The 25680-nt window shown below is 64.4% G+C and carries 21 protein-coding genes; 9 read left to right on the top strand and 12 right to left on the bottom strand.

What is annotated here, in order from left to right; genetic code table 11:
- The 4 genes from B9A23_RS11285 (at window position 1) to B9A23_RS11270 (ending at window position 5107) form a co-directional block, all read left to right on the top strand.
- A complete protein-coding gene (locus B9A23_RS11285) occupies window positions 1-1449 on the top strand; it encodes an MFS transporter (RefSeq protein ID WP_254895079.1) in 1449 nt (482 codons plus the stop codon).
- A 60-nt stretch (window positions 1450-1509) separates the two neighbouring features.
- Entirely contained in the window at window positions 1510-2097 is a 588-nt protein-coding gene (locus B9A23_RS11280) for an HD domain-containing protein (protein ID WP_084279042.1), read from the top strand.
- Window positions 2098-2209: 112 nt separating this feature from the next.
- A complete protein-coding gene (locus B9A23_RS11275; RefSeq protein ID WP_084279040.1) occupies window positions 2210-3793 on the top strand; it encodes a fatty acid--CoA ligase in 1584 nt (527 codons plus the stop codon).
- 78 nt (window positions 3794-3871) lie between these two features.
- Window positions 3872-5107 (top strand): hypothetical protein, encoded by a 1236-nt coding sequence (locus B9A23_RS11270; RefSeq protein WP_084279039.1) that lies wholly within the window; start codon window positions 3872-3874, stop codon window positions 5105-5107.
- Between the two features lie 16 nt (window positions 5108-5123).
- On the opposite strand, the gene B9A23_RS11265 is transcribed toward B9A23_RS11270, so the two are convergent.
- The 6 genes from B9A23_RS11265 to B9A23_RS11240 form a co-directional block, all read right to left on the bottom strand.
- Window positions 5124-6104, bottom strand: coding sequence for a DUF4402 domain-containing protein (locus B9A23_RS11265; protein WP_084279037.1), 981 nt, complete (start codon window positions 6102-6104; stop codon window positions 5124-5126).
- The gene (locus tag B9A23_RS11260; protein ID WP_084279034.1) at window positions 6104-8848 is read right to left on the bottom strand and encodes a hypothetical protein; all 2745 of its coding nucleotides are present in this window, start codon (window positions 8846-8848) and stop codon (window positions 6104-6106) included. Before B9A23_RS11260 ends, B9A23_RS11265 begins: the two co-directional genes overlap by 1 nt.
- A 1-nt stretch (window position 8849) precedes the next feature.
- On the bottom strand, window positions 8850-9767 hold the full coding sequence (locus tag B9A23_RS11255) for a fimbrial biogenesis chaperone (protein WP_139797428.1): 918 nt from the start codon (window positions 9765-9767) through the stop codon (window positions 8850-8852).
- 40 nt (window positions 9768-9807) lie between these two features.
- Entirely contained in the window at window positions 9808-10275 is a 468-nt protein-coding gene (locus B9A23_RS11250; protein WP_084279032.1) for a hypothetical protein, read from the bottom strand.
- Between the two features lie 47 nt (window positions 10276-10322).
- Window positions 10323-10850, bottom strand: a complete 528-nt coding sequence (locus tag B9A23_RS11245) for a DUF4402 domain-containing protein (RefSeq protein WP_176217964.1) — start codon at window positions 10848-10850, stop codon at window positions 10323-10325.
- Window positions 10851-11450: 600 nt separating this feature from the next.
- On the bottom strand, window positions 11451-11726 hold the full coding sequence (locus B9A23_RS11240) for an HU family DNA-binding protein (RefSeq protein WP_084279028.1): 276 nt from the start codon (window positions 11724-11726) through the stop codon (window positions 11451-11453).
- A gap of 356 nt (window positions 11727-12082) precedes the next feature.
- Between B9A23_RS11240 and B9A23_RS11235 the strand changes: the two genes are divergently transcribed.
- Genes B9A23_RS11235 through B9A23_RS11225 form a run of 3 tightly spaced genes read left to right on the top strand, consistent with a single transcriptional unit; the run spans window position 12083 to window position 17811 of the window.
- Entirely contained in the window at window positions 12083-13255 is a 1173-nt protein-coding gene (locus B9A23_RS11235; RefSeq protein ID WP_254895078.1) for an efflux RND transporter periplasmic adaptor subunit, read from the top strand.
- A gap of 6 nt (window positions 13256-13261) precedes the next feature.
- Window positions 13262-16405 (top strand): efflux RND transporter permease subunit, encoded by a 3144-nt coding sequence (locus B9A23_RS11230; RefSeq protein ID WP_084279026.1) that lies wholly within the window; start codon window positions 13262-13264, stop codon window positions 16403-16405.
- Entirely contained in the window at window positions 16402-17811 is a 1410-nt protein-coding gene (locus B9A23_RS11225) for an efflux transporter outer membrane subunit (protein ID WP_084279025.1), read from the top strand. Before B9A23_RS11230 ends, B9A23_RS11225 begins: the two co-directional genes overlap by 4 nt.
- Before the next feature lie 38 nt (window positions 17812-17849).
- Here B9A23_RS11225 and B9A23_RS11220 read toward each other — a convergent pair whose 3' ends face one another.
- From B9A23_RS11220 to B9A23_RS11200, 5 genes are read right to left on the bottom strand one after another with little or no spacing between them, the layout of a single operon-like run.
- Window positions 17850-19019, bottom strand: a complete 1170-nt coding sequence (locus B9A23_RS11220; protein ID WP_084279023.1) for an acyl-CoA dehydrogenase family protein — start codon at window positions 19017-19019, stop codon at window positions 17850-17852.
- Window positions 19019-20230 carry an acetyl-CoA C-acetyltransferase gene (locus tag B9A23_RS11215; protein ID WP_084279021.1) on the bottom strand — a complete coding sequence of 404 codons (1212 nt, stop codon included), beginning with the start codon at window positions 20228-20230 and terminating at the stop codon, window positions 19019-19021. Before B9A23_RS11215 ends, B9A23_RS11220 begins: the two co-directional genes overlap by 1 nt.
- The gene (locus tag B9A23_RS11210) at window positions 20227-21459 is read right to left on the bottom strand and encodes a CoA transferase (RefSeq protein ID WP_084279020.1); all 1233 of its coding nucleotides are present in this window, start codon (window positions 21457-21459) and stop codon (window positions 20227-20229) included. Before B9A23_RS11210 ends, B9A23_RS11215 begins: the two co-directional genes overlap by 4 nt.
- Window positions 21460-21463: 4 nt before the next feature.
- A complete protein-coding gene (locus B9A23_RS11205; protein WP_084279019.1) occupies window positions 21464-22648 on the bottom strand; it encodes an acyl-CoA dehydrogenase family protein in 1185 nt (394 codons plus the stop codon).
- 12 nt (window positions 22649-22660) lie between these two features.
- Entirely contained in the window at window positions 22661-23578 is a 918-nt protein-coding gene (locus tag B9A23_RS11200; RefSeq protein WP_084279017.1) for an SDR family NAD(P)-dependent oxidoreductase, read from the bottom strand.
- 163 nt (window positions 23579-23741) lie between these two features.
- Here B9A23_RS11200 and B9A23_RS11195 point away from each other — a divergent pair, with 163 nt between their 5' ends.
- Complete coding sequence (locus tag B9A23_RS11195) at window positions 23742-24650, top strand: LysR family transcriptional regulator (protein ID WP_084279016.1); 909 nt, start codon at window positions 23742-23744, stop codon at window positions 24648-24650.
- 322 nt (window positions 24651-24972) lie between these two features.
- Window positions 24973-25176, top strand: a complete 204-nt coding sequence (locus B9A23_RS11190; protein ID WP_084279014.1) for a hypothetical protein — start codon at window positions 24973-24975, stop codon at window positions 25174-25176.
- Between the two features lie 18 nt (window positions 25177-25194).
- Here the strand turns inward: B9A23_RS11190 and B9A23_RS11185 are convergent, their stop codons facing one another.
- A complete protein-coding gene (locus B9A23_RS11185) occupies window positions 25195-25680 on the bottom strand; it encodes a PaaI family thioesterase (RefSeq protein ID WP_084279012.1) in 486 nt (161 codons plus the stop codon).

Genomic DNA, 25680 nt, shown 5'->3' with positions numbered 1-25680 from the left:
GTGACGACAATTGCCGGCATGACCGAGAGGCAGAAGAGCCTCGCCTTCTTCACCCTGATCACCGCACTGGTGCTCGAGATCGTGGATGTCACGATCATCAACACCGCGCTCCCCGCAATGCAGGCAGACTTTGCCGCAAGGGGGCAGGACCTCGGCGGGAGTGCGGCGCAGTGGATCGCGGCAGGCTATTCGCTCGCGTTCGGCCTGCTGCTCATCCTCGGCGGGCGGCTGGGCGATATCTTTGGCGGGCGGGCGATGTTCCTTGCCGGGGTGGCGGGCTTCACCGCCGCTTCGCTGCTGTGCGGCGCTGCGGCGGACCCGCACCTGCTGATCGCGGCGCGCGTGCTGCAAGGCGCTGCCGGCGCCATCATGGCACCGCAGGTCATGGCGGTCATCCAGATCCTCTACGATCCGGTCGAGCGCATCGGGCGGCTCGCCTGGTTCGGCGTGATCGGCGGCCTTGCCGGCATTGCCGGGCCGATCATCGGCGGGTTGCTGATCTCGGCGGATATCGCAGGGCTTGGCTGGCGCACCGTGTTCCTGATCAACCTGCCGATAGGTCTCGCGGCGCTGGCGGCCGGATGGCGATACCTGCCGCGCGAGGTTGCGCACAAGGGTGCCAAGATCGACGTGATCGGAACGCTCGCCTTCGGTGCGGCACTGGCGGCGATGCTGTTTCCGCTCGTGCGTGGCGAACACGCCGGGCTGGACGCAGGCAGCATGGCGCTGCTCGCCGCTTCGCCGCTGCTGATGTGGGCTGCGTGGGCAGGCCTCAACCGGCGGGCAAGGGCGGGCCGACCGACAATCTTCGACCCTGAATTGCTGCACAACCGCCTGTTCCGCACAGGCGCGCTGATTGGTCTCATCTTCTCTGCGGCCAATACCGGCTTCCTGTTCGTCTTCGCCCACGCGCTGCAATCGCGGCTCGGCTATTCTCCGTTGCAGACCGGCCTCGTCCACATCCCGTTCAGCGCGGGCGTGATGCTGGGCATGGGATTTCTCGGTCGCCGTTATCTTGCCCGCTACGGCAAGTGGGTGATGGTCAGCGCCGCGATTGCCCTGATTGTGGCGGACAGCGCGGCGCTCGGATGGCTGGCGCTGGGCAATCTCGCCCTGCCGCTCCTGCTTCCGGCGCTGTTGCTGGCGGGCGTCGGTATGGGCTGTCTTTCCGGCCCTGTCTCGCCCGTCGCCCTGGCGCGGGTCGACCGGAGCCACGCCGGCGCTGCCAGCGGCATTCTCAAGACCGTGCTGCAGACGGGCAGTGCGTTCGGCATCGCCCTTGTTGGCAGCGCCTATTTCGCGCTGGGCGGTCCCGATGCTCATGCCGGCGCCGCGGGCCTCTACGCCGCATTGGCCGTGATGCTGTTGCTGCTGCTGGGCTGTCTTGCGCTCGCGCTTTCGCTGCCCGGTCAGATCTTTGCGCCGCAAGCCTCTTCCCAACCGGCGTAATCGCGATACACTCTCCGGCAATGACAGCGCCGAACAGGCGCGCGGGAGAGGATCAGCGCAATGGAAGACCTGCCAACCGCCAAGTTCCACAGCATGACCGAAGGCACCCAGCAGGATTGGGACGCGATCATGACTCATCTCGTACCCCATTCCCGCAACGGCGGCGCGCGCGTTCTGGCGCATCTGCGCCTGCTTGAAGGCGATTGCGGCGGCTTTGCGGTGGATCGGCTGACCCACTGCCTGCAGACAGCGACCCGCGCCCACCGCGACGGGCGGGACGAAGCCTATGTCGTCATGGCCCTGCTGCACGACATCGGCGATACGCTCGGCGCCTACAACCACCCCGATATCGCCGCCGCCATCCTCAAGCCGTTCGTCTCGGAAGAACTGCTATGGATCGTGCAGCATCACGGCATCTTCCAGGGGTACAACTTCTTCCACTTCATCGGCCTCGATCGCAACATGCGCGACAATTTCGCCGACCACCCTTACGCTGCGGCAACAGCGGAGTTCATCGAGAAGTACGATTGCCCGGCCTTCGATCCCGAATACGACACGCTGCCACTGGAATTCTTCGAACCCATGGTCATGCGCCTGTTCGAAATGCCGATGAACAGCGTCTACAAGAAAGCCATGGCCGAGGCTTGATCGCCGCCTCGCCACAAGGCGGGCCCAAGCGATACACTCTGTCACGATTGCCGGGCTTGCATCTTCTCTTAATTGCGTGATTAATTCGGTCAAACGCTTGGGAGAGCAAGCCATGGCCGAAGTAGCCGTCAAGCAGAGCACCGCCGAGCGTACCGCCGACCTGTTCACTTTCGACGAGTTCCTGCGCTTCTGGGCAGGTGACCGCCCGCAGTGCGTGGCGCTGGATGGGCCGGACCGTTTGCTCACCTACGGCGCCCTGGCCGATACCACGGCGCAGGTCATCGCCGGCCTTGCCGACCTCGGCATCGGCAAGGGCGATCGCATTGCGTGGTTCGGCAAGAACAGCACCCTCTACTTCACCCTGTTCTTTGCCGCCGCAAGGCTCGGCGCAGTGACGGTGCCGATCGGCTGGCGCCTCGCTCCGGCAGAGGCGACCTGGATCGCAGGCGACGCGCAGGCAAAGGCCGTCTTTCTGGGTGCCGGCTTCGAAGGGCTCGCCAGCACCTTTGCCGACTTGCCGAGCGTGCACATGGCGCTGACGCAAGCCGAAGCCTGGCGCTGGATCGATGCGCAGCAGCCCGCCGCCTTCGCGCCCGCCGGGCCGGACGATGCCGTGCTGCAGCTCTATACTTCGGGCACCACCGGCAATCCCAAGGGGGCGGTCCTGTCCAACCGCAACCTGTTCGGTTTGCGCAAGCAGTCGCTGGGAGCGCCGCAACCCTATACGCAGATGACCGACGACGAGGCGATCCTCGTCGCCATGCCCTGCGCCCACATCGGTGGTACGGGCCTTGGCGTCATGGCCATCGGGGCGGGGTTGCCGGGCATAATTCTCGCCGAGTTCGAGCCGCGCGCCGTCTTTGACGCGGTCGAGCAAAAGGGTGTCACCCGTTTCTTCATCGTCCCTGCGGCGCTGCAGATGCTGCTCAACCATCCCGATTGCGCCAGCGTCGATTTTTCCCGCGTGAAGTACATCATCTATGGCGCATCGCCGATCCCGCTGGTGCTGCTGCGCGAATGCATTGCCATGTTCAGGGCCGAGTTCATCCAGGCCTATGGCATGACCGAGACGACCGGCACCATCTGCATGCTTCCCCCGGAAGACCATTGCGTCGAGGGCAACCAGCGCATGCGCTCGGCCGGAAAGCCGCTTCCCGGCGTCGAGGTGCGCGTGGTGGGAGAGAATGGCGAGGACCTCGGGCCCAACGAGATCGGCGAGATCCAGACGCGCTCGTCCAACAACATGCTCGGGTACTGGAACCTGCCCGATGCCACGGCGAAGACGATGACCGCGGACGGCTGGATCGCCACCGGCGATGCCGGCTATCTCGACGATGATGGCTACGTCTACATGCACGACCGCATCAAGGACATGATCATCTCAGGGGGAGAGAACGTCTATCCCGCACAGGTCGAAAGCGCGATCTATGGCCATCCGGATGTGCTCGAAGTCGCCGTGATCGGCGTGCCAGACGCCACCTGGGGCGAAGCGGTCAAGGCCGTCTGCGTGCCCAAGCCGGGGCACGGTATCGACCCGCAATCGATCATCGACTGGACGCGCGAACGGCTCGCCGGCTTCAAGGTGCCCAAGTCGGTCGACGTGATCGCAGCCCTGCCGCGCAACCCCTCTGGCAAGATCCTGCGCCGCACCTTGCGCGAACCCTACTGGGCAGGTCTCGAGCGCCAGGTGAATTGAGGAGCGCGCGCAGGCAGTTGCGTTGACAGCACGGATTGGCCTGCTCATAACGGCCCAAATCCGAGAGTTGTGGCGAGCATGGCGGTGCCTGAAACGAATATGCGCCAGACAAGGCTTGCGCGCTTGGCAATCATCTCGCTCGCCACTGTAGTGCTGAGCTGTGCGTTATACGTAGCTCTCAATATCCAGAAGCTGGCAGAAAAGTTCTTCTGGGATTTTTTCGTGTATTCCGGCGCGTTGCGAGCGGCGTCCGCTGGAATGAACCCCTATCAACCGGGGGCCATCCAGACGTTTGGCGTACCTGCCCACTTCAACTTCACATCGCCCCCTGTGTTCATCTGGACAATGCAGGGTCTCGATCACTGGCTTGGGAGCGCTGTTCTGGCGGGTGGTTATGTGGCGTTGTTCTGTGTCGCGTTCTTCGGGACATTCTGGACGCAATTGAAGCTGCTTGCTGACGGAGCTCATGGAAAATCCATGATCTCTTACGTCGTGGCGGCGTTTGCAGTGTTCAATATCGCGGGTCTAACGTCGCTTATCTCGGGCAACATAGGAATAATTCTGAATTTCCTCATCGCCACGGGGATCTGGTATGGAGCAAGGAAGAGCAACTGGATTCCGCTTTTTCTTGCCGTTTCCATAGCGGCGACGCTGAAGCCGTTTTATCTCGAGTTCCTGATCCTGCCGGTTTTCCTCTCCGCCGACTGGCGTAGAATGATCGCTCTCAGCGCTTTGTGCGTATTATTCGTCGCCGGCGTCTATGCGCTCAGCTGGAACATTTCACCAGACACGTTCCTTGATTGGCGAGAAAGCCTGGCCGATCAATCCATCACGCGCGGCGATGCCGGATCGAACCTTTTCGCCTTCGTCATGAGCTCGGCTGTTTTTGGCAGTAACGCCATGATCGCAGCTGCAGTCCAGGTTGGATTGTCCTGCGTTCTCTTGCTCATCGTCCATCACGGCCTGCCGTGCCATGACGAACGCAGGTTGGCTGCGTTGTGGGTGGTCGCCATTTTCGCCAACCCGAGGTTGATGGCTTATGACGCCGCGCTTGCGGCATTGCCTGTGCTGAGCCTGTTGGCAGGATGGGCTGCGCAGCGCTTCGACCTTCCGCGCTTTGCCAGCAGCGCCTTCGTCTCCGCATCGCTTTACAGCCTTGGCGTCCTGTCGCTGGCAAATCCGCTGATACCCCGGAGCATCGTCTTTCCGCTGGTCGCGGTGGTATCGATCGTGCTCGCTTGCCGCGCCGCCAGAATTGCCGGGACAGGGCGCATCGAGGCGGTGAGGCTGAACCGCAATGCCGGACCGGGCTAGCACTCCACTTCAGCGCTCAATTGTACTGCACCGTGACCGTCAGGGTGCCCGTCAGCGTTCCCAGCGCGCTCGCGCCTGTCAGCGGCACCGTGCCGCCCACGTTCACCTGCACCGTCCCCGCCGATCCCGTTGATCCGCTCAGCACCTGCGCGCCGCTGCCCGTCGCCGAAAGCGTTGCCGACACCGAACCGCTGCTGCCCGAAAGCGTCATCGTCGTCGGCACCGATACCGTCACCGCCTGACCGCCTTCGCCGCTGACGGTGAACTGCGCCGGCGTTGCAGCGGGCGTGGGAAAGCGGCGGACGTTCGTGCCCGTCACCGAAGCCACGCCGCCGGGCGTCAGCGTCAGCGAACCCGATCCGCTGCTTGGCCGGGTCACGCTGCCAAACTGCAGGTCCTGTGTCTTGGCGATGTTCACCGGACGGATCACTTTCGCCAGGATATTGCCGACCAGCGAGTCCGATCCCCCGCCGAACTGACGCTGCGCGGTGATCAGGTAAGATGTCACGGCGTTGCCTGTCGGGTCGGCAGAATCGTTGCCGTCCACAGTCAGGTCGAAGCCGATCAGGAACGTGCGCGCCGAATTGCGCGGGATCGGGGCAAGGTTGATCACGATATAGCTGCCCGCGCTGTAGGCCGAATTGATCGTGGCGCTGCCGTTGGCAAGGTTGATCGAGGTGATGTAGCTGAGCCGCCCCGTCGGTGTCCCGGCCAGCGACAGTTGCGCCTGCACGTTCGTGGAATTGCAGGCATTGGTGTTGCTGCACGATATCGTCACAACGGCATTGGCCGAACTGGCCGAAAGCCGCACCGCGCTTCCCGATTGCAGGGTTACCGAACCCGACGAGGCGTTCGAACGGAACACCGACTGGCCGCTGGCAGCAGAAACGATGTCACCGAAATTCGCATCGGTGATCGTGTCGACAGAGTAGCTCTGGGCCCGCGCCACGTTGCAGCCCACCAAAGCCAGCAGGATCACAAGAACCGCGCGCATCATCAGCGTGTCACCATCTGCACAGGATCCCTGAACGCCACTTCACCCGCCGCGTCAATGCTGCGCCCATCGGCGCCCACGGCGACGAAGATCGGCTCGACCAGCCGCATGCCCAGCCTTGCCGCCTGATCGGGGTCGATCTCGATCGCATACTTGCCCGGCTTGACCTCGTCGAACACCACCGTGCCATCGAACTCGGTCATGCCGTGCGCCACTTCGCCGCCTGGAGATACGAGCCGCACCTTCACGGCGGAAAGACCGCTCATCCCCCCGTCCTTGCGGCGGAAGCGCAGGCGCGCAACCAGTTCCGAGGTCGGCACCAGCGGGTAGGCGATCGTCGTCATCCCGCCCGCACGTGCGGCGAAGACGATATTCTGCGGCGGCGGCGCAACGAACACGGTGTCAGTGCCGGCAATGTCGGCGCGCAGCGCCGCGTTGTTGCCATCGCCAAGGCCGGTGATGAAGGCACGGCCCTGTGCGTCGGTCACGCTCCTGATGCCGCCGCCGGTGACGACCACGCCGGGCACAGCTTCTTCCCCTGCGTCCTGGCGCCCGTTGGCATTGGCATCGATGAAGGCGAGCAGGGCCGCGCTGGCGCCGTTGGCCGGTCCGGGAGGCGTCATGCGGTATCGACCCTTCAGCGGGTCCCGCGCGAGGCCGAAGTTCAGTTGCAGGCCCACGCGCCAGCGGTTCTGGCTGGTCGACCAGTCCCCGCCCAGCGTGGCCGAAGCGAAGGGCAGGCGTGCGGTGACCGCTGCCTGCAAGGCGGTGTCGCTTGCCGAAAAGTTGCGTGTGGCGCCAAGGCGCAGGCTGTAGCGTTCGCCGATCACGCGGTCGGCAGCAAGGCCGAGCGTTTCAAGGCGCGCGGCCGGCTTGAGGGCAACGTCAGCCGTGGCGCGCAACTGCCACTTGTAATCGATCAACCGCATCGCCGCAAAGTTGGCGTTCACCCGCGTGTCCCTGAACCCGGGCTGCGTGCGCCGGCTGTAGTCCGCGCCAATCGCCACCAGCGTGTCGCCGACATTCGCAGTGGTTCGCGCCCGTGCAGTCATGGTCGAGCCGCCATCGAGGTATTTGGCCCGGTCGAACCGCCCGGACAGCGGCAGGCCGAGCGAGCCGGGCAGCGGAACTGCCAGATCGAACACCAGTTCGCTGTAGCGGCGCAGCGGCCGGCTCGCGTCGAATGCGGTGTTGGCCTCGTCGGCAAAGCGCCCGCCGTATTCGACATGGCGGCCAAGGAAGCTGATGCCGCCGATGCGTCCGGCAAGGCCGAGCGAGGCCGCGATGCCGCCGCCGAAATCGGAAGCGAGATCGCTCTGCACGGCCATTCCCAGCAGCGAACTGCGCGTGCCCACGCTACCGACGGTATGCGCCACGCCGCCAAAGTCGGTAAAGCGCGAAAGACCGCCTGCCAGCGTCAGCCCTTCGGTCAGCCCGTGGGCCACGCTGAGGACAGCGCGCAGATCGCCCTTGGCCTTGCCGAAGCCGCTGAGGTTGGCATCCGAAAGGTTGATCAGCGTGCGGTCCTGCGCAACGATGCCAAGATCGACGGTGGTCTTGCCCGCTGCCAGTTGTCCGCCGCCAACATTGACGACCCGCGTCCGTTCGATCCGCTCGCCGCGCGGTCCGTAAAGCACGATGCGGATCGCATTGCGCCCACGCACCAGCGGAATGTCGTTGAATTCATAGCGGCCTTGCGCCGTCGCCCCGCGCTGCGCCGAGCGCAGGATGTCGTTGATGTATAATTCGGCGTCGTAGCCCAGCGGCAGTTCGCCGCGAAGGTTGATGCGCTGGAACACGCTCGCCTCGTCGATGCGCGACGAGGTGACGACCAGTCCGGCCCCGCCAACGCTCCTTGCGCCGATCACTTGCGGCGGCGTGAACACGTCGCCGGCCGAGGCCATCGAGCCGCCAAGATCGCCAAGCAGGCGGCCATCTTCCGAACGCCGCGTGAATGCGACCCGTGCCGATACCGGATCGCCGCTGTCATCGGTCGCCATCCAGGCAGAAAGCCCGGTCTTGAGCAGGTCGCCAGCAACGCGCCCCTCGAACCGCGTGATCGAACGTCCGCGGCCGGCAGTGCTGCCCTCGCTGTTGTATCCCAGTTCGCTGGTGAAATCGAAGGCCGGCGCGCTGATCCAGCGGTAGGGCGTGGCCACGCGCAGCGCATCGTCCTGCTGCTGCGGCTCGCCGGCCAGCCCGGCCATCCGCGCCAGACGTTCGCGCTGGGCCTGCACCGGCAGCTTCTCGGTCGCCTCCAGCGTCAGCACCATCTCGTCGCTGGCAGCGGTGATGTGCAGCGGCAGCAGCTTGGCGATCAGCGACGCGCGCAGGTAAATGTCTGTTTCGGTGATCAGGCTGTCGGGCGGGATCAGCGCCACGACCTTGCCGCCGATCAGGGCCTGCCCGGATTTCAGGTCGATGGTGATCGGGCGCTGGCTCTCGCCCATCCGGCCCGAGGCGACGCCGTTGGCCACGTCGAGATCGAGCGGCAGTTCAAGCAGCCGCGAAAGTTCGCCCAGCGGCAGCAGCGGATCGGCCGGATCGCCATATCCGGTCAGCGCCTCGCTGATGGTCGCTCCGTCAAGCTGCACGGAAAAAAGCAGCAGATCGTCGCGGTTGGCTGAAACGCCGTTGCCAGGCGAGCCGATGGCCTCGGCCGCCATGGGTTGCGATGGCGCAACCGGTCCTTCTGGCGCGCCGTGCAATCCGGCGGCCAGGGCCATCAGGGCCTGCAGTAGGGCCATGTCAGGGCGCGGTGTAAGTCCCGCTCGCGATCGGCGCGCTCTTTCGAACGTCGTCTGATGTGTAGAGGGCAGTCACGGTCTCTCCCTTACGCAGAGGGCGCAGCAACGGCACCACGGCGGTGCGCTCATCGGTTTCGGCATAGACCGCCACGCCGCGCACGATGCCGACGACTTCCTTGGCCGTGCGCAGCTCGATGTTGCCGTAAAGCGAGGTGGATCCCTTGCGCTGCAGCGGCACCAGCAGGGCAGGGCCCTCGCGCGAGGTGGTTGCGCTGATGGTGCCGATGCTGCCGGTGGCGTTCGGTTCGCCGCCCCGCACGATCAGCGGGATGGAAATGCCGAAGACCGACTGGATCCGCAATACGAGTTCGCCCTTCTCAGCCGCCGCTGCCTGTTCGGCGGTCAGGCCTGAATCGGCAGCGGGAATGGTCGTCACGGTCAGGTGCGATCGATATTCGGCCGCATTCCCGCCGTCGGGCAAGGTCGCCCGAACCCGCACCGTCCTGCCCTGGCCCGGCGGCAGCGTCAGCCGGCTAGGCGCGGCAAGCAGCCAGGGGCGTGCCGACTGCACTCTTGCCGCAAGCGCCTGCGCACCGCGTTCGCCAAGACGCGCGACGGGCACGATCTCACCCGACGGCAGCATGGCGTTGTCGACCAGCGCTACGTCGACCGTGACCGGTGTCGTTCCCTGGTTGAAGACATATACGGCTTCAGTGCGCTTGGTCCGGTCAAAGATCACGCGGCGCGGCGTGATGTTGATGTTGGCGCCCACAGCCTGCACCGGAAGGCTGGCCTGCGTCTCGGTCCTGGGCGGCGTGATCGCGAGCGTCGCTTGTTGTGCGGCAGCGGCCTGACCGTACGCCAGCGTCCCGACCAGCAGGGGCAAGGCCAACCTGGCAATGGTGGAATTTCGTTTCATGGCCGTTCCAGCTTTCATCGTTTGCACCGTGCCCTGCCGCTCAGTTGAACTGGGCAAGGAACAGGATCGAACCGCCGCCGGGCACCGAAGCGCGCATGAGCGGTGGCAGCGGCCGGCGCAGTTCGCTGCTGACCGGCGTAAGCAGATCGATGCGATAGACGCCGCTCGCCATGACGATTACGCCGCTGGCAATGCGGGTGTTGGGTGCCGCCTCGGTAGGGGCGGGCTTGCGGCGCGACAGCAGCATCGATGCCGAATCCCCATTGTCACCCACCAGGAAAACGGCCGAAACCGCATCGTTGGCGATGTCGTAGGAAAAGCCGGCGCCCACCGGTTCGACGATCGCCAGCGAGGCCGAAGCGTCGCTGGTCGCGATCTCATCGGCAGCAGCACTGACCGGTGCAAGGCTGAAGAATGCGAATGCTCCAAAACTTGCGGCAAGGTGTTTCCGCAGGCGTCCGGTCAGCGCTTCGTGCAATTCCACAGGTCCCCTCCATGCACCGGTCATGCCGTCCCGCCCGAAGAACCCCCCGTCCTCCGGGCAATCCCATCATGTCACTGATAGGCGACAGTGACGGTGAAGTTGCCGGTATAGGCGCCCGAGGCCTGCGTGTCGGGCAGGCTGAACGAGCCGCCGACGTTGAGCGTCGAGGAGCCGGCAGCCGCCAGCGCGCCCGAAAGCGTCACCGTGCCACCGAAATCGGGCAGCAGGTTGACGGTGAGGGTGTTGGTGCCGCTGCTCAGCGTTGCCGTCGACGGGATCGAGGTCGTGACGACCTGGCCGCCTTCGCCATCGACGGTGAACTGCGCGCGGCTGGTCGTGCTGGCCAGCGCGACCGCACCGGCCGAGGCGACCACCGAGTTGCCGCTGTTGGCGAGGGTTACGGTGCCCGTGCCACCGGTACGAGGGCGCACGATGCGGCCGAAGGCAAGGTCTGTGTTCTTGGTGATGGTCAGCGGGCGGACGATCGTGACCGATCCCGACGCCGTGGCATTGCTGGTATTGGCGGCGGTCTGGGCGAAGGCAGATCCTCCGGCCAGAAGCCCGGCGGCAATGGCCGCACTGGCAAGCAACTTCTTCATCTCGGTTCCCCTTTCCAAGTTCCCTGCGGCTAGACAGGGCATCCCGAACCGGACGAAATCCTTGGAAATTCCGCCCGGACCGCCCGGCACGAAGGCTGGACTAGGGTTTCCTCTAAGTGCGGACACCTAAGCAGTGGTTAACGCTGTTTGCGGGCGACAGTGACGGCCTTGCACTGACCACTTCGCGGTCGCTAGTATCAAGATACTGATAAAGCGAAGTATTATGGCCCAAGATCCAGTATTCGATCAGCCAATATTCAACCCATTTTAATGCAGATTTCCCGCAGCGCCGGCTTAACATATTAACCAAAGTTGGTGGCGATCCTTGCCGTAAGGCGTCGTCGTTGCGATGCCAAAGCGGAATGCCGTGACCACTTGCGTTATAGCTGTGCCAGCCGGCGCGCTTTGCGTCGGGGCGGAAGGCGGGGCAGAGCGAGCTGCGGCAAAGTCGGCAGGCAACAAAAAAGGCCCCGAAGGACCTGCACTGCAAAACAGCCTCATCGTGCCGACATCGCCGGGGGGTGCGATTCACCCGGTTGGCGTGGCGCGGATCGCGTGAACCGGCGCCTGCGCATGGGCAGGCGCCGTGCCACGAACGGATCAACCGTTGAGCTTGTCCTTGACGGCCTTGGCGGCAGCGAAGGTGAGCTTGTTCGAGGCGGCGATCTGGATGGTCGCGCCGGTCGAGGGGTTGCGGCCTTCACGGGCCGGGGAGTTCTTCACCTTGAACTTGCCGAAGCCGTTCAGCGAGACTTCTTCGCCCTTTGCGGCTGCTTCGGCGATCGCGTCGAACACGCTGTCGACAGCCTTGCGGGCGTCGGCCTTGGTCAAGCCATGGTTGGCGGCGATTACGTCGGCGAGGTCGCTGTTGTTCATTGTACTCTTGTCCTCTGCTGGAAAGGGATGGAACGGCTAACGCAACGCTGGCGGCGAAAGCCATGGGGCCAGACCGACTTTCCACCGTTATTCCGCACGGACCAGCGTTTTTGCGTCGATTTTGGGGTTGCGTGGCCACGAATCAGCGCAATCGGCAAGTCCGGCAGCATTTGTAACTTTGTGTCGCAGCCTTGAAACTGGGCCATCAAGGAAGGTGCGCAGGTGCAGCAATCTGCTAGAGACGCGCGAACACGATTGCCCGAAGGGGCACGGATCGCGCGTGACGCTCAGGCGTTCAGGCATCCGGCTTCTTCGTCGACGAACGTAAATGCCCAGTCCTTGCAGCGAGAATACCCTTGCCGATCAGCAGCCGCCAAATCCTGCCAATTGCCTTTCTGGTCACCACCTCGCTCAGCATTGCCGCCTGCGGATCTGCCGATGCCGAAAAGGCCAAGCCCGTACCCGTCGTCGGCGTCATCATCGCCAAGGAACAACCTGTCGAGGTTACGACCGAACTGTCCGGCCGCACCGAAGCCTCCGAAATCGCTGAGGTGCGCCCGCAAGTTGCCGGCATCGTCATGTCGCGTCTGTTCCAGGAAGGCACCTACGTTCGCGCGGGGCAGCCGCTCTACCGGATCGACTCGCGCATCTATGCAGCCAGCCAGGCGCAGGCCGCAGCGTCACTCGCCTCGGCCCAGGCAACCGTCGAGGCCAACCGCCTCAAGGCCGAACGGTTTGCCCTGCTGGCCGAACAGGGCGGCGTCAGCCGGCAGGACGCCGCCGATGCCCGTGCAGCCTATAACCAGTCGCGTGCCCAGGTCGGGCAGGCTCGCGCCGCGCTTTCGGCGGCCCAGGTCAATCTCGGTTTCACGCGCGTCAGTTCGCCGATCAGCGGCCGGATCGGGATTTCGATGGTGACCAAGGGCGCGCTCGTCACCAATGCGCAGGCCACCCCGATGGCCAAGGTGCAGCGGCTTGACCCGATGTACGTCAACATCCAGCAGTCGGGCAGCGATTTCATCGGCCTGCGCCGTGCGATCGAAAGCGGCAAGCTCGCCCGTGCCGAAGCGCCTGTCACGATCATTCTTCCCGATGGCAGCTCCTATCCGATTTCCGGCAAGCTCAATCCGGCCGACATCGACGTGAATCCGGAAACCGGCACGATCACCGTGCGCGCTGTGGTCCCCAATCCGCGAGGCGAGTTGCTTCCGGGCCTCTTCGTGCGCGCTCGCGTCGGGCAGGGCGTCGTGCCCAACGGCATCCTTGTCCCGCAGATCGCGGTTGCCCGCGATCCGCGTGGCCGCGCCAGCGTTCTGGTCGCCAATGCCAAGGATGAACTCGAAAAGCGCGATATCGTCGCCGACAACCCCTATGGACAGAGCTGGCTCGTCACCTCAGGCCTGAAGCCCGGCGATCGGGTCGTCGTCGAAGGGCTCAACAATGCGCGCGAAGGCCAGAAGGCCAAGGTCGTGCCGGCGGGCAGCAAGCCTGCTGCGCAAAAGTCGCCTGCGGCCCCGCGCGGGAACTGACCGGCAATGATCTCGCGCTTCTTTGCCTATCGTCCCATCTTCGCCTGGGTTCTGGCCATCGTTATCATGGCCGGCGGCCTCTTTGCCGTCAGCACCATGGGCGTGGAGCAGTACCCGGACATTGCCCCGCCAACCGTCTCGATCAACGCCAACTACGGCGGTGCCGACGCATCGACCGTGGAGAATTCGGTCACCCAGGTCCTCGAGCAGCAGCTCAAGGGCCTCGACGGGATGCTCTATTTCAATTCGAACTCGTCGAACGGTTCGGCCAGCATCACGGTCACCTTCGACAAGGGAACCGATCCCGATACGGCGCAGGTCCAGGTCCAGAACGCCATCTCGCGCGCGATCAGCCGCCTGCCTGCTGTGGTCCAGCAGCAGGGCGTAAACGTCAACAAGGCGCAGTCGGATCAGTTGATGGTGGTCGGCATTTACGACAAGACCGGCCGCGCCACCAATTCCGACATCTCCGATTACCTAACCACCCACTTCCAGGATCCACTTTCCCGCGTGGAAGGCGTGGGTAACACGCAAGTGTTCGGCGGCTCATTTGCCATGCGCATCTGGCTCGATCCGGCGCGGCTGGCTGCTGTGCAGCTCATGCCGTCAGACGTGACTGCGGCGCTTCAGGCGCAGAACACGCAAGTCGCTGCGGGCGAGATCGGTGGCAATCCATCGCCCGCCGGGCAGCGCCTCAATGCCACGGTTACCGCGCGCTCGCGTCTTGAAAGGCCCGAGCAGTTCGAGAACATCGTTGTGAAGACCAACGTCGATGGCTCGGTGGTTAAGCTCAAGGATGTCGCGCGCGTCGAACTCGGCGAGGAAAGCTACGGCTCGCTCAGCCGCTTCAACGGCATGCCAGCCACTGGCCTGTCGATAAACCTCGCCTCAGGGGCAAATGCCACCCGCACTGCCGATCTCGTCAAGGAAAAGGTCGAGGAGCTATCGGCCGATTTGCCCGCCGGCTACGCGATTGCCTATCCCCGAGACAGCTCGATCTTCGTGAAGCTTTCGATCGAGGAAGTCGTCTGGTCGCTGTTCGAAGCTATCGTGCTGGTCGTCATCGTGATGTTCCTGTTCCTGCAAAGCTGGCGCGCCACGCTGATCCCCGCAATCGCTGTGCCGGTCGTGCTGCTCGGCACCTTCGGCGTGCTGCTGCTGTTCGGCTACACGATCAACACGTTGACGATGTTCGGCCTTGTTCTGGCTATCGGCCTTCTGGTGGACGACGCCATCGTCGTGGTCGAGAATGTCGAGCGCGTGATGCACGAGGAGCGCCTTGGCCCGCTCGAGGCAACGGTCAAGTCAATGGAGGAGATCACCTCCGCCCTTATCGGCATCACCCTCGTGCTGACGGCCGTGTTCGTGCCGATGGCTTTCTTCGGCGGCTCGACCGGCGCAATCTATCGCCAGTTCTCGGTTACCATCGTCTCGGCAATGGCTCTGTCGGTTCTCGTGGCTCTCGTCTTTACGCCCGCCTTGTGCGCCACGTTGCTTCGCCCTGTCGGCGATCACGAGAAGCCCAAGGGTCGCTTCTTCAGCAAGTTCAACAGTACCTACGCTTCGCTCGAAGACCGCTACCGTTCGCGCCTTGCGCGCACCGTCGGTCGCCCCACGCCGTGGATGATCGCCTTTGGCGCGATTACCGTGGCCATGGTCCTGCTTTATATGCGCCTGCCCACCAGCTTCCTCCCCGACGAGGACCAGGGCAACATCTCGATCAGCTACCAGCTCCCCGTCGGCGCCACCTCCGAGCAGACCCGTGCGGTTGCCACCGAGATCTCGGACTACATCCAGAAGACCGAGGCAGATAACATTCAGGCCGTCTTTGCGGTCATGGGACGTGGCCAATCAGGCTCGGCGCAGAATGCAGGCCAAGGGTTCATCCTTCTCAAGGATTGGTCCGAACGCAAGGGCAAGGACCGCTCTGCCGCTGCCATTGTCGAGCGGCTCAACGCGCACTTCCGCCAATCGCGCGAGGCGCAGATATTCATCCTCAACCCGCCGCCCATCCGTGGCCTCGGCAGTTCGTCGGGCTTCGAGATGTGGCTGCAGGATTCGGGCGGCGCCGGTCGTGAGGCACTGACAGCTGCGCGCCGTCAGTTGACCAAGGCTGCGACGGAAAATCCCAAGCTTGCCCAGGTCCGCCTGAGCGGTCTCGAGGACACGAACCAGCTCAAGGTCGATATCGACGACGATGCGCTGACCGCCTTCCAGATCGCGCCGGCCAGCGCCAACTCCACCCTGTCCATCGCATGGGGCGGCCTATACGTGAACGACTTCGTCGATCGTGGCCGCGTCAAGCGCGTCTATGTCCAGGGCGATGCGCCCTATCGCGCCAAGCCCTCCGACCTCGGTCAATGGTTCGTGCGCACGGCGAGCGGGCAGATGGCGCCATTCTCGGCCTTCGCCTCCACGCGCTGGACCCAAGGGCCGGTCAGGCTCGATCGCTTCAACGGCATCGCCGCGCAGCAGCTCAATGGCAGCGGCGCGGAAGGCGTGAGTTCGGGCGATGCCATGAACATCATGGAAGACGCTGCCGGCCAGCTCGGCAAGGACTACACCGTCGCCTGGTCTGGCCTGTCCTACCAGGAACGCGCCGCCTCCAGCCAGTCGGGCCTGCTCTATGGCGCGTCGATGTTCTTCATCTTCCTGTGCCTCGCCGCCCTTTATGAAAGCTGGTCCGTGCCGGTCGCTGTGCTGCTCGTGGTTCCCCTGGGCATCATCGGCGCGGTCCTTGCCGTCACCCTGCGCGGGTATGATAACGACATCTATTTCCAGGTCGCCCTGCTCACCACGATCGGCCTTTCTGCAAAGAACGCGATTCTCATCGTCGAGTTTGCCGAGTTCGCGATGGCGCGCGGGGCGGACCCGGTAGCGGCTGCGCTCGAGGGCGCGCGCCTGCGCCTGCGTCCGATCATCATGACCAGTGTCGCCTTCATCGCCGGCGTCATTCCGCTCGTCATCGCCAGCGGTGCAGGGGCCAATGGCCGCCGCGCCATCGGCACCGGCGTCATGGGCGGGATGCTGTCTGCAACTTTCCTCGCCATCTTCCTCGTGCCGGTGTTCTTCGTCGTGGTCAAAGGCCTCGTCAGCAAGCTGCGGCGCAAGCAAGCCACGCCCGAGATGCCGCAGGGAGAACCGGCATGAACAGCCGCGCCCTTCTCGCCACGCTTCCCGCGCTTGCGCTGAGCGCCTGCAACTTTGCGCCGAAGTACGTTCAGCCCACCGCGCCGGTACCACAGTCGCTGCCTCAGGGCGGGGCCTACGCCGCACTGCCATCGGGCGAAACGACGGCGGACGCGCTGGGGTGGCGCGATTTCTTCACCGATGCGCGCCTGCAGCAGGTGATCGAACGTGCGCTTGCTGGCAATCGCAACCTGCGCGCTACGCTCGCCAACGTCGAACGCGCCCGCGCACTCTATCGCGTCAATCGCGCTGCGCTGTTCCCCATCGTCAACGCGTCGGCCACGCTTTCGGCAGTGCAGGGCACGCAAGGCCGCGTGACCGACAATTTCCTCGTCCAGGCCGGCTCCAGCGCCTACGAGATCGATCTGTGGGGGCGTCTGCGCAACCAGAGCGAAAGCGCGCTGCAAAGCTATCTCGCTACCGACGAGGGCCGCAAGTCAACGCAGATCGCGCTCGTCGCCGAAGCTGCCAGCGCCTGGCTCAGCTATGCTGCGACGTCCGATGCCCTGCGCATTGCCGAGGAAACTCTTGCCACCCGCCGCCAGACCCTGACGGTCAACCAGCGGCGCGAGGCCAACGGCATCGGCACGAAGCTGGATGTGGCCACCGCCACCGCCGCGCTCAACACCGCAGAGGCCAACGTCGCCGACCTGCGCACCAACCTTGCGCAGTCGCGCAACGCGCTCGATCTCATCGTCGGCAGCACCGTCGCGGATGATTTGCTTCCGGCCACGCTGGGGCAGGGCGACCAATTGCGCGATGCCCTGCCGATCGGATTGTCCTCCCAAGTCCTGCTGCGCCGTCCCGACGTGCTGGCTGCCGAACATGATCTGCGTGCAACTTATGCCGATATCGGTGCAGCCCGCGCAGCGTTTTTCCCCGCGCTGTCGCTGACCGGGCTGCTCGGCTTTGCCAGCGCCGGGCTGACCAGCATCTTTTCCGATGGCACCTTCCAGAAGACCGCCAATGCGGCCGTGCGCCAACGCCTGTTCGATGGCGGCGCCACTGCCGGGAACCTTGCCGCCGCCAAAGCCTCGCGCGAGGCGGCGCTGGCCACTTACGAGCGCACCATCCAGACGGCCTTCCGCGAAGTCGCGGATGCGCTCGCCCGCCGTGGCACAATCGATGAAAGCATCCGCGCCCAGACCTCGCTCGAAGCCAATGCCGCCACCGCCTACCGCCTCAGCCAGTTGCGTTACGATTTAGGTGTGGCGACCTATCTCGAACCCCTCGATGCACAGCGCACGCTTTACAATGCCCGCCAGTCGCTCGTCTCGGCACGCCTGACCAAGGCCAGCAACATGGTCGAACTCTATCGCGCCCTTGGCGGCGGTTTGGTGGAGAACACCGGGCAGCCGCCACGCTGACGCCAGCGGGCGTACGCTGACCGCACCCCCCGCAAGGCTCAATAGCTGCGCGGCAGCCCCAGCACATGCTCTGCGAGGAACGACAGGATCAGGTTCGTGCTGATCGGCGCAACCTGATAGAGCCGCGTCTCGCGCAGCTTGCGCTCCACGTCGTATTCCTCGGCAAAGCCGAAGCCGCCGTGCGTCTGGACGCAAGCGTTGCCCGCCTCCCACGAGGCATCGGCGGCGAGCATCTTGGCCATGTTGGCCTCCGCGCCCATCGGCAGCCCCGCCTCGTACATCCGCGCTGCCTCGCGCATCATCAGCTCGGCAGCACGCATGTTTGCGTAAGCCTTGGCGATGGGGAAGGCGACGCCTTGGTTCGCCCCGATGGCGCGGCCAAACACCTGCCGCTCCCCGGCGTAGTTCACCGAAGCCCGCGTGAACCACTTGGCATCGCCCACGCACTCCGCCGCGATCAGCACGCGCTCGGCGTTCATGCCGGAGAGGATATAGCGGAAGCCCTTGCCCTCTTCGCCCAGCAGGTTCGCTACCGGGATACGCATGTTGTCGAAGAACACTTCGGTCGTCGCGTGGTTCATCATCGTACGGATCGGCCGGATGGTGAGCGATTTGCCCACCACTTCGCGCATGTCGACGATGAACACCGAAAGCCCGTCGGTCTTCTTCGCCACCTCATCGCGCGGGGTAGTGCGCGCCAGCAGCAGCATGAGGTCGGAATGCTCGGCCCGGCTGGTCCAGATCTTCTGGCCGTTGACCACGTACTCGTCGCCCTCGCGCCGCGCGAAGGTGCGCAAGCTGGTCGTATCGGTCCCGCTGGTCGGCTCCGTCACCCCGAAGGCCTGCAGGCGCAATTCGCCACTCGCGATCTTCGGCAGGTACTGGCGCTTCTGCTCCTCCGAGCCGTGCCGAAGGATCGTGCCCATGATGTACATCTGCGCGTGGCAGGCGCCGCCGTTGCCCCCCTCGGATTGGATCGTCTCGAGGATCGCTGCCGCTGCCGAAAGGCCAAGGCCCGATCCGCCGTATTCCTCCGGGATCAGCACCGAAAGCCAGCCCGCCTCCGTCAGCCCATTGACGAACTCCGTCGGATATTCGCGTTTCTCGTCCAGCTTGCGCCAGTATTCGCCGGGAAACTTCGCACACAGCTTGCGCACGCCCTCACGGATCTCGCCATGGTCTTCGGAGTCGTAGGGCGAGAGGATCATCAGGCGGCCTCAAACACGGCTGCGATGCCCTGGCCGCCGCCTATGCACATCGTCTCCAGCCCATAGCGACCACCGCGCCGCTGCAATTCGCGCGTCAGGTTGGCAAGGATGCGCCCGCCGGTCGCGCCGATGGGGTGGCCCAGCGAAATCCCCGATCCGTTGACGTTGAGCATTTCGTGTCGGCTGTCGTCGTCCGACCAGCCCCAACCCTTCAGGCAGGCAAGCACTTGTGGCGCAAAGGCCTCGTTCAGTTCGATCAGGTCGATATCGCCCCATGAAAGGCCGTTGCGCGCAAACAGCCGCTGGGTTGCGGGCACCGGGCCATAGCCCATGCGGCTGGGATCGCAGCCCGCCGCGGCCCACGAATGGAACCACGCGATCGGCTCCAGCCCCAGTTCGTCCAGCTTGTCCTCGGCCACGACCAGACAGGCCGCAGCCGCATCGTTCTGCTGGCTGGCATTGCCTGCGGTGACAACGCCCTTCTCCAAAGGTTTCAGCTTGGCCAGCGTCTCCATCGTCGCATCGGCGCGATAGCCCTCGTCATGCGCGAAGGTCACAGGATCGCCCTTCTTCTGCGGAATGCTCACCGGCACCAGCTCATCGTCGAACAGGCCTCCGGCCCATGCTGCCGCCGCGCGCTGGTGGCTGCGCACGGCGTAGGCATCGCAAGCCTCGCGGCTGATGCCGAAGTCCTTCGCCAGATTCTCCGCCGTCTCGATCATGCCGGATATCACGCCATAGCGCTCGATCGGCTGACTCATCACGCGCCCGCGCGTCAGCCGGTCATGCAGGGTCAGCGAGCCTGCGCGCACCCCCTTGCGTACGTCGGTCGTGTAGTGCTCGACGTTGGACATCGATTCCACGCCGCCCGCCACGACCACGTCGGAGACCCCGGTCTGCACCATCATCGCCGCATTGACGATGGCCTGCAGGCCGGAGCCGCAACGCCGGTCGAGCTGGTAGCCGGGCACTTCCTCGGGCAGTCCCGCCAGAAGCCACGACCAGTGCGAGATGCACGGTGCCTCGCCGTTGCCATACCCTTGCGCAAAGATCACATCGTCCACGCGGGCAGGATCGATCTTCGTCCGCTCCATCAGCGCGGTCAGGATCGTGGCGCCAAGCTGCCCTGCTGTAAGCGAGGACAGCGAGCCACCGAACTTGCCAACGGCGGTACGGATCGGGGCGACGATGGCGGCTCTACGAAGAGTCATGCGGATTCCTTGTCTGAAGTGGCGACAACGCCCTTGTCGATCAGTGCGGCAATCTCGCCGGAGGCCATGCCCAGCCGCTCGGCCAGCACTTCCTCGCTATGCTCGCCAAGATAGGGTGCTGGCTGCGGATCGCCCGCCTCGCTTTGCGGAATGTTGGCAAAGCTGCGCGGCGCGGGATATTCGAAGCCGCTCGGGTTGGCGGGCGAGGGGCCGAACAGCGGGTTGTTCGTGACCAGGTCGGGATCGTGCGCCATTTCGTACATCGTGCGATAGCGCTCGAATGTCGCGCCCGCCCGGGTCAGCCGTGCAGCAAGATCGGCATAGCTGAACCGCTCCGCCGCCTCCTGGAACATCGAGAACAGCCGGTGGCGATGGACGAAGCGGTAGTGGTCACTTGCCGCAAAATCCACGCCCAGTTCGGCCTCGACTGCCGAAAGGTCGTCGGTCAGCCCGAAAGCCTCGACAGTCGCCTTCCATTGTTTCGGCGTCAGCGCGGCGACCATGAAGCGCTGGCCGTCGCCGCTGCGGAAATCTCGCCCGAACGCACCCCAGATGGCATTGCCGATGCGTTCGCGGTCATCCCCGCGATAGAGCATTTCCGCTGCCGCCCCGGCATTGAACGCCGTGCCGATGGCCACGTCGCCCAGCGGCACGCGCAATTCGCTGCCCTGCCCGGTGGCATCGCGGTGTCTCAGGCCTGCCAGCAGGGCAAAGGCGCAATAGGCCCCGGTGATGAAATCCCACGCCGGCAGGATCTGGTTCACCGGCGGTGCGGTGCGAGCGTCCCATTCCTCTGGCCCCGTCATCAACGGATAACCTGCCGCGGCGTTGACCGTGAAGTCCATCGCCTGCCGCCCGTCATGCCAACCCATGATCCGTACAGAGACAAGATCGGGCCTTCCGGCGGCGATCCGGTCATGCGCCATGAAGCTTTCCAGTGGCAGGTTGGTGATGACCTGCCCGGTCTTGCGGGCCAGTTCCACCGCCAGTTCGCGCCCTTCGCCCGTCTGCAGGTCGAGCGCCACGCTCTTCTTCGCGCGGTTCAGGTTCTCCCATGACAGCGAGCGCCCCTCGCGCGTCATCATGTAGCGCTTGTAGTCCAGCCCTCCGCGCCGATCGTCGATGCGGATCACCTCTGCGCCCATCTGCGCGCAATAGAGTCCCGCCGTCGGCGAGGCGACGAACGAGGAAACCTCGACGATCGATAGCCCGGAAAGCAGCTGGTACATCGGCTTACCAGACCGAACCTTCGGCGGCGAACTCGCGCAGCAGGTGCTTGGCGATCTGCAACTGCATGATCTGGCTGGTGCCTTCGTAGATGCGCAGGATGCGTGCATCGCGGAAGAAGCGCTCAGCCGGATATTCGGCAAGGTAGCCCGCTCCGCCGAACACCTGCACGCAGCGGTCGACCACGCGCCCGCAGGCCTCGGACGAGAACAGTTTGGCCGCTGCTGCCTTGCGCTGGATATTCTCGCCGCGGTCGGCCCGCGCACAGGCATCGGCGATCATGCATTCGGCGGCGTAAAGCTCGGCCTCGCTGTCGGCCAGCATTGCCTGGATCAACTGGAAGTTGGCGATCGGCTCACCGAAGGCCTTGCGCTCGTTGGCATAGCGGATCGCGGTATCGAGCGCGCGCCGCCCCATGCCGACGCCCATGCCCGCCACCGAAAGCCGCCCGTTGTCCAGGCTCTGCATCGCGATCTGGAAGCCGCGCCCTTCCTCGCCGCCGACCAGCGCCGAGCCGGGAATGTGCACGTCCTCCATGATCACGTCGGCAATGTGTGCGCCAGATTGACCCATCTTCTTGTCGGGCTTGCCCACAGTGATCCCGGGCGTGCTCATATCGACGATGAACGCCGATACGTGTGCGTTTTTGGGCAGGGCCTCCTTTGAAGTGCGCGCCATGATCAGCCCGATCTTCGCCCATGGGCTGTTGGTGATGTAACGCTTGGTGCCGTTGAGCCTGTAGCCATTGCCATCGCGCACCGCCGTCGTCTGCATGGCGGCACTGTCCGATCCCGAACCCGGCTCGGTCAGGCCGAAGCAGGCGATCTCGCCGCTGGCGATGCGCGGCAGCCATTCGGCCTTCTGTTCGGCCGTGCCGTAGTTCTTGATCGCGCTGCCAGTCATGCCGATGTTGATCGACACGGTGGAGCGGTAGGCGGGCGAGGCATAGGCCATGTGCATCACCGTGGTAATGTATTGGCTGATGTTCATGCCGGCGCCGCCGAACTCCTCGGGGATGGTGATGCCGAACAGGCCCATCTCGCGCATCTCGTCGAGGATCTCGTCCGGAATGCGGTCATTGGCGATGACCTCCTCTTCCGCCGGGATCAGCCGCTCGCGCACATAGCGGCGCAATTGCTCAAGAAACTGCTCGAAGATTTCGGGGTCCATACCGGGGTTCACGCTGGCCATGTCGGAAATTCCTCAAACAGGATCATAAGGGAATACGTGCGCCGAAACCTCGTCGGCACGCGCAAAAGCGGGTCTGAACGCCGGGATCAGCTCTTCGGCGATGGCGGCGGGTGTCCAGCCCTCCAGCTTGACCATCGAGCGCACCGGGCGCGGCTTGTCGAACAGCAGGATCTCGTTCTTGCGCACCGAGAAGATCTGGTTGGTGACGTCCTTCGAAAGGTCCGAGGCCAGATAGGCCACCAGCGGCGCGATCTTGTCCGCGCTCATCGTCTGCAGGCGCTCCACCCGCTCCTTCTGCTCGGGCGTTTCCGCCGGGATCGAGGCGGTCATGCGGCTCCACGCAAATGGCGCGATGCAGTTCGAACGCACGCCCCAGCGCGCCATGTCGAGCGCGATCGACTGCGACATCGCGACAAGGCCCAGCTTCGCCGCGGAATAATTCGCCTGGCCGATGTTGCCGATCAGTCCCGAGGTCGAGGTGAAGTGGATGAAGCTGCCCGAGGACTGCTCGCGGAAGTAGGGCGTCGCCGCCTTCGAGACATTGAACGCGCCGGTCAGGTTGACGTCGATCACGCTGGTCCAGTCCTCGTAGGACATCTTGTGCCAGATCGTGTCGCGCAGGATGCCGGCATTGTTGACCACTGCATCGATCCGCCCGAACCGCTGCACGGCATCCTCGACGATGCTCGCCGCACCTAGCGGGTCGGCCACGCTCGCAAGATTGGCCCAGGCCTTGCCGCCCGCAGCCACGATGTCGTTTACCGTCGTCTGCGCAGGGCCTGCATCCCCGCCATCGCCGCCTTGCGCCACGCCCGGATCGTTGACGACCACCGCAGCGCCTTCGCGCGCGCACAGCAGTGCGATCTCGCGCCCGATACCGCGCCCGGCGCCGGTCACGGCCACAACCCTTCCATCCAGCACGCCGGCCATCCGAATCTCCCAAAGGCGTCTTGTTGACACCGTTGTTAAGCGACCGGTTAAACCATTTCAACCGCTACCGCCACTCCTGTCCAAACAGGCTTTCCTATTACCGCCAATTGTGGTCTGGACGCTTTACCAATCACCGCGCGATTGATCAGGAGAGGGCAGGGCGATGCGCTTCAAGGGGCTGGATCTTAACCTGCTCGTCGTGTTCGACGCGCTGATGGAAACCCGCAGCGTCACCCGCGCTGCCGAGCGGATCGGACTGACCCAGCCGGCGACCAGCGCCGCGCTGCGCCGGTTGCGCGATTACTTCGATAACGAGATCGTTGTCGCCGTGGGCAAGCGCATGCACCCCACGCCGTTCGCAGAAGGCCTGCACCCGCAGATCCAGCTGGCCCTGCGTGGCGTGGAACGGGCAATCTCCACGCCCACCGCGTTCGATCCGGCAACCTCGAGCCGGCGCTTCCGCATCATCGGCTCGGACTACATCATGGTCGCGGTCCTGGTGCCGCTGATCGAGCGTTTTTCCCGCACCGCGCCCGGCATCCGCCTGGAAATCATGCAGCCCACCGAACACAGTGCCAACGAGCTTGAGGCGGGCAAGGCCGATCTGCTCGTGACGCCAGAGCCGTTCCTTGCCACATGGCACCCCCACGAGGTGCTGTTCGAGGAAGAGCAGGTCGTCGTCGGGTGGGCGGAGAATCCCATTTTCTCCAAGGGTCTGACGGTCGAGGACTTCTACGCCGCCGGACATGTCACCGTGGCCTTCGGCGCAAACCGGACCCCGGCATTTGCGGATTCTGCGCTTTCCCGCATGGGCCGCAAACGTCTGGTCGAGGTAACCGTATCGAGCTTCGCGTCTGCGCCCTGGTTCATCGAGGGCACCCCGCGCCTGGCCGTCCTTCACGAGCGCCTCGTCCGGCAGATCGCCCGTCGCTTCAATCTCGCATGGGCACGTTTGCCCTTCGCGTTTCCGCGCATGCAGGAAATGATGCAATTTCATGAATCCCGCGCCGACGATGCAGGACTGACATGGCTGCGCCAACAGATGCAGGAAATAGCAGCAGAAGCGGCATAAGGCGCAGTTTTCTGCCATTTACAAATGCTCGCGGACTGTCGGCACGCCGTGTGTCCAAGTGTTGCCCAGCGTCCAATTCAAGGTGGCAGGAAATAATACCTGCCCTCTAATTGTCACTTATGTTAATTAACGTACATTAAACTTCACAATACTTGCGATGAGCTTGGAACCGTTTGGCGCAACTTGCGTTGTGTTGGCGGGTGGTCACGGTCAAATGCGCGCGCTTGCGTTCTTGCAGTTCTCGATAAGGGCGCTGTGACGAGCGGAACGGGGCATTCTGGCCAATCAGATGCAGACAGGCAATTTGCGTGAGGGGACAAGAGTGTTCACCAAGGCAGAAGCAGAACAGGCGCTGGCACGCTATCTCAGTCTCAGGAAATCGCTCGACGCGGCCTTGAGCGAAGCCGAATCCCTGGCGATGGGCGCCGTTGCCGATCAGATCGCTGCTGCAAAGACTGCGCTGCTGGAAAGCACGACACAGTTGGGCCCGGTCGATTTCGGCCCTGCAAGGACAACCAGTGACTGAAGCCGGCTTGTTCCGGCCTTAGTGAGACGTCCGCCGGGCGCGCTTGATCGTGCCGGAAAAACTGAGCACGGGCTGCTCGCCGCCTTCCGTGCTTCGCAATACCGTGCCGCGCGCAAATACCAGGCTTCCGCCGGCCCGCACGCACTCGCCCCGCGCCGTCAGCACATCGCCAGCCTCGGCAGCGCTGATGAATTCGCAATTCATGGTCACCGTCACCCCGGTCACTTCGTCGCCGTTCGAGGCTGCGACCATGAACAGCGAGAAGTCCGCGAAGGTCATCAGCGATCCGCCGTGGACGATGCCGTGTCCGTTGAGGTTCTTTGCCTCAGGCTTGAATCCGGTAACAATGCCCCGCTCGTCACGCCTGACGTAGAACGGACCGGTTCCGTCCTCGAACGGATCCTTGCCCGACCATTTCCACCAACCGGCCCAGGTACCATCGGTCACCTGCTCGAAATTGCCGCGGATGGGCGACGTGCTGCGCGATGCGTCCGATGAAGTCAT

It is taken from the genome of Novosphingobium sp. B1 (assembly GCF_900176395.1).
Lineage (GTDB): Bacteria > Pseudomonadota > Alphaproteobacteria > Sphingomonadales > Sphingomonadaceae > Novosphingobium.
The sequence above is the reverse complement of the archived record's forward strand: the minus strand, read 5'-3'. Positions and strand labels throughout refer to the sequence as shown.

Coding starts and splice junctions, on each gene's coding strand:
- B9A23_RS11195 (WP_084279016.1), top strand. CDS start 23,742: ATGCGCTTCAAGGGGCTGGATCTTAACCTGCTCGTCGTGTTCGACGCG.
- B9A23_RS11275 (WP_084279040.1), top strand. CDS start 2,210: ATGGCCGAAGTAGCCGTCAAGCAGAGCACCGCCGAGCGTACCGCCGAC.
- B9A23_RS11280 (WP_084279042.1), top strand. CDS start 1,510: ATGGAAGACCTGCCAACCGCCAAGTTCCACAGCATGACCGAAGGCACC.
- B9A23_RS11220 (WP_084279023.1), bottom strand. CDS start 19,019: ATGATCCTCTCGCCCTACGACTCCGAAGACCATGGCGAGATCCGTGAG.
- B9A23_RS11230 (WP_084279026.1), top strand. CDS start 13,262: ATGATCTCGCGCTTCTTTGCCTATCGTCCCATCTTCGCCTGGGTTCTG.
- B9A23_RS11215 (WP_084279021.1), bottom strand. CDS start 20,230: ATGACTCTTCGTAGAGCCGCCATCGTCGCCCCGATCCGTACCGCCGTT.
- B9A23_RS11210 (WP_084279020.1), bottom strand. CDS start 21,459: ATGTACCAGCTGCTTTCCGGGCTATCGATCGTCGAGGTTTCCTCGTTC.
- B9A23_RS11185 (WP_084279012.1), bottom strand. CDS start 25,680: ATGACTTCATCGGACGCATCGCGCAGCACGTCGCCCATCCGCGGCAAT.
- B9A23_RS11225 (WP_084279025.1), top strand. CDS start 16,402: ATGAACAGCCGCGCCCTTCTCGCCACGCTTCCCGCGCTTGCGCTGAGC.
- B9A23_RS11270 (WP_084279039.1), top strand. CDS start 3,872: ATGGCGGTGCCTGAAACGAATATGCGCCAGACAAGGCTTGCGCGCTTG.
- B9A23_RS11245 (WP_176217964.1), bottom strand. CDS start 10,850: ATGAAGAAGTTGCTTGCCAGTGCGGCCATTGCCGCCGGGCTTCTGGCC.
- B9A23_RS11205 (WP_084279019.1), bottom strand. CDS start 22,648: ATGGCCAGCGTGAACCCCGGTATGGACCCCGAAATCTTCGAGCAGTTT.
- B9A23_RS11255 (WP_139797428.1), bottom strand. CDS start 9,767: ATGAAACGAAATTCCACCATTGCCAGGTTGGCCTTGCCCCTGCTGGTC.
- B9A23_RS11240 (WP_084279028.1), bottom strand. CDS start 11,726: ATGAACAACAGCGACCTCGCCGACGTAATCGCCGCCAACCATGGCTTG.
- B9A23_RS11265 (WP_084279037.1), bottom strand. CDS start 6,104: ATGATGCGCGCGGTTCTTGTGATCCTGCTGGCTTTGGTGGGCTGCAAC.
- B9A23_RS11200 (WP_084279017.1), bottom strand. CDS start 23,578: ATGGCCGGCGTGCTGGATGGAAGGGTTGTGGCCGTGACCGGCGCCGGG.
- B9A23_RS11260 (WP_084279034.1), bottom strand. CDS start 8,848: ATGGCCCTACTGCAGGCCCTGATGGCCCTGGCCGCCGGATTGCACGGC.
- B9A23_RS11250 (WP_084279032.1), bottom strand. CDS start 10,275: ATGACCGGTGCATGGAGGGGACCTGTGGAATTGCACGAAGCGCTGACC.